Raw genomic sequence first — 3,197 nt, 5'->3', positions numbered from 1 at the left:
GGTCGTGCCGAAGGAGCCAAAGATGAGAAGAAGGCCACAGCCCGTCGTCTTCTTGCAATGGGCTTGTCTGCCGAGCAAGTGGCAGCAGCAACCCAGTTGACATTAGAGGAAATTAAGAATTTATAGCTGCTTTTTGCAATAGATAAAGGGAGATTTCGCCAAGAAATCTCCCTTTATTGTTGTATGCTCGACATGGACGTTGTCTAACGGCTGCAAATTCTCCCTTAACTCAGTAGCTGCTGTTCCAGCAGCTGACTGCGAGGGAAGATGATCTCATTCTCTATATAGACATGCTCGTTCAGATCTTCTGCGAAATTCTTCAGCAGACTCAGTAGCAACTTATAATCTCCGCTGGCATCAGCTGCCGGGGTGTAGTTGTTTGTGAGCTTTCTGAGGCGCTGCTGGCGCTTGGTCTCATTATCATGTTCCAGTATCATCACGTGAATAGGCATGGCTACAGAGCCGCAATGTATCGGCGCTGCAGGCTGACCCGTAAGCTGCGATTCCATCAGTTGATAGGTGAACGGAAAGAGAACCTGCTCTTCCTTCTGCAGATGGTTCTCCAGGTCAAGCATGCACTCGCTGAAGAGACTCTCTATTTCTGCCATTAACTGATTCTCACCCATCATCGAGTGGATGAGACTGAGGATTTCCGGACCCTTCTCACGGATTCCACGGTGATGGATTTTGAGGGCATAATCGATCAGCAGATCGGTTGGCCACTCCTCGAATTGATATTTTGAAGCTCTCATATCCTATTGTAATATAAAATTATTAAATTCCTTTTATCCTATATATTTTTTGATGTCCTCTTCTACCGTTCCGTTTCCGGCAATGCCAAAGGTATCTACCAGAACCTTCAGTACGGCTGGTGAACAGAAGGCTGGGAGCGTAGGACCCAGATGGATGTTCTTTACGCCCAGATGCAGCAGGGCAAGAAGTACGATGACAGCCTTCTGCTCGTACCAGGCAATATTGAAGAAGATAGGAAGGTCATTGATGTCGCTGGCTCCAAAGATCTCCTTCAGCTTCAATGCCACAACCGCCCAGGAATAGGAATCGTTGCACTGACCGGCATCCAGCACACGGGGAATGCCGTTGATATCGCCCAGATTGAGCTTGTTGTACTTGAACTTGGCACAGCCGCTGGTGAGTATCACTACATCCTGAGGCAGCGCCTTGGCAAACTCCTCGTAGTAGTTGCGGCTCTTCATTCTGCCATCGCAGCCACTCATCACCACAAACTTGCGGATGGCTCCGCTCTTCACAGCCTCTACTATCTTGTCTGCCAGGGCAAAGACCTGGGCATGCGCAAAACCGCCAATGATCTCGCCTGTCTCTATCTCCCTAGGTGGCTGGCAGGTCTTGGCAAGCGCAATCACCTCGGAGAAGTCCTTGTGGCCGTCGGCACCCGCCTGGATATGCTTCCAGCCAGGGAAACCTGTAGAGTTGGTGGTGAAGACGCGGTTCCTGTAGCCTGCCGATGGCGATGGCGGTACGATGCAGTTGGTGGTGAAGACTACAGGACCGTTGAAGCTCTCGAATTCCTCCTTCTGTTTCCACCACGCATTGCCGTAGTTGCCCACCAGATGCTTGTACTTCTTGAGCTGCGGATAGTAGTGGGCAGGAAGCATCTCGCCATGGGTATAGACGTCGATGCCCGTGCCTTCGGTCTGGATGAGGAGATCTTCGATATCCTTCAGGTCGTGACCGGAGATGAGGATGCCCGGATTGCTGCCTGTGCCGATGTTCACCCGGGTGAGTTCCGGATTACCGTATGCCTGGGTGTTGGCCTTGTCGAGGAGTGCCATCACATCCACGCCGTACTTTCCAGTTTCGAGCACCACGCCCAGCAGCGTGTTCATATCAGCATCAGGGTTGCTGATGGTGGCGAGTGCACGGCAGATGAAGCTGATGATTTCGCTGTTCTCTTCTCCCAGATGGGCTGCGTGCTCGTAGTATGCTGCCATACCCTTCAGACCGAGCATGGTGAGTTCCTTGAGCGAGCGGATATCTGGATTCTCGTGGCGGAGCACGGATTCACGGGCACCCTCAGCCTCATAGTCTGTCTTCTCGCCACCCCAGGTTACCTCCTGATAGGCAGGGAGGTGGATATTCATGCTTGCCGCCTTTTGCAGCAGCTGTTTCTTCAGTACGATGCCCTTATCTACCTTTTGCAGGATATCCTGGTCGTTGAAGTTGGCGTTGGTAATGGTGGTGAAGAGTGCATCCGTGAGGAAACGGGTTACCTCTGGTGTCGGCTCTTTGCCTATGCTATGCTGTATGGTTCCTATGCCACGAACCACGCTGAGCAGCAGATCCTGCCACTTGGAAGTTGTAGCCTCCTTACCGCAAACACCCTTGATGGTACAGCCTGTACCCTTAGCTGTTTCCTGACACTGGAAACAGAACATCTTGTTTTCTGTCATATTGCTATAAATTAATGAGTTATTTTAATGTTTTCTTCCAGGCGGCAATCTGCCATTCCTGGTTTCCGGCTGCAAAATTACGGCTTAAAAAATAATCCTACGGTAACAATTGTGACCGTAGGATATTAAAAAAACATAAAAAGAGTGTGGGGGAATGGATTTCGTTTTCAGCAGGGCTATTATTGCAGCTGCGAAATTTTCTGCATCAAATCATTCAGGCTCATGGCTCCGCTCTGTCGCCAGAGCATTTCTCTCTTTTTGAAGAGCATGAGGGTAGGGACCGACTGAATGCGGTACTGCATGGACAGTGCCTCGTTCTTGTCTACATCTACTTTCAGAATTCTGATGTCATCGCCCATCTTCTCCTTCAGCTGTTCCAGGATAGGGTGCATCATCTTGCAAGGTCCGCACCAGGTAGCGAAGAAATCTACCAATGTCAGCTGTTCGTCGTTAATCATTTCATTGAATTTTTCCATCATTATTGATATTTAAAAGTTATTACTTGTTTTTATCGGTGCAAAGATAAGAAGAATCCGGCATTCCACCAAATTATTCAGTCTATGTGGCGATAGATGAAGTCTATTGACGTAGCGCCGGATATGTCTTTCCTCCGTTAGGCGTTCCGGCTGATTTGCAATCGGCCGTCAAAAAATGTCCTAACCTCTTTATATTCTGGGGATATGATAGCGCTCTAAAGATAAGTTTTTATTCTAGTTACGCAAGAAAATCAGAGGAAAAGCTTTGGTGTCTTAAAATAAAGTCGTAACT

The 3,197-nt window shown here is 49.0% G+C and carries 3 protein-coding genes; all 3 read right to left on the bottom strand.

The annotated features are described in order from the left end of the window. Window positions 1–224: 224 nt before the first annotated feature. Entirely contained in the window at window positions 225–752 is a 528-nt protein-coding gene (locus DW657_RS16905) for a hemerythrin domain-containing protein (protein ID WP_089542967.1), read from the bottom strand. Window positions 753–785: 33 nt separating this feature from the next. Further along, on the bottom strand, window positions 786–2,429 hold the full coding sequence (gene hcp / locus DW657_RS16900; protein WP_118313515.1) for a hydroxylamine reductase: 1,644 nt from the start codon (window positions 2,427–2,429) through the stop codon (window positions 786–788). A gap of 179 nt (window positions 2,430–2,608) precedes the next feature. Beyond that, entirely contained in the window at window positions 2,609–2,905 is a 297-nt protein-coding gene (gene trxA, locus DW657_RS16895; protein WP_118313516.1) for a thioredoxin, read from the bottom strand. Window positions 2,906–3,197: the final 292 nt, after the last annotated feature.

This window comes from Prevotella sp. AM23-5 (genome assembly GCF_003473645.1).
Lineage (GTDB): Bacteria > Bacteroidota > Bacteroidia > Bacteroidales > Bacteroidaceae > Prevotella > Prevotella copri_A.
The sequence above is the reverse complement of the archived record's forward strand: the minus strand, read 5'-3'. Positions and strand labels throughout refer to the sequence as shown.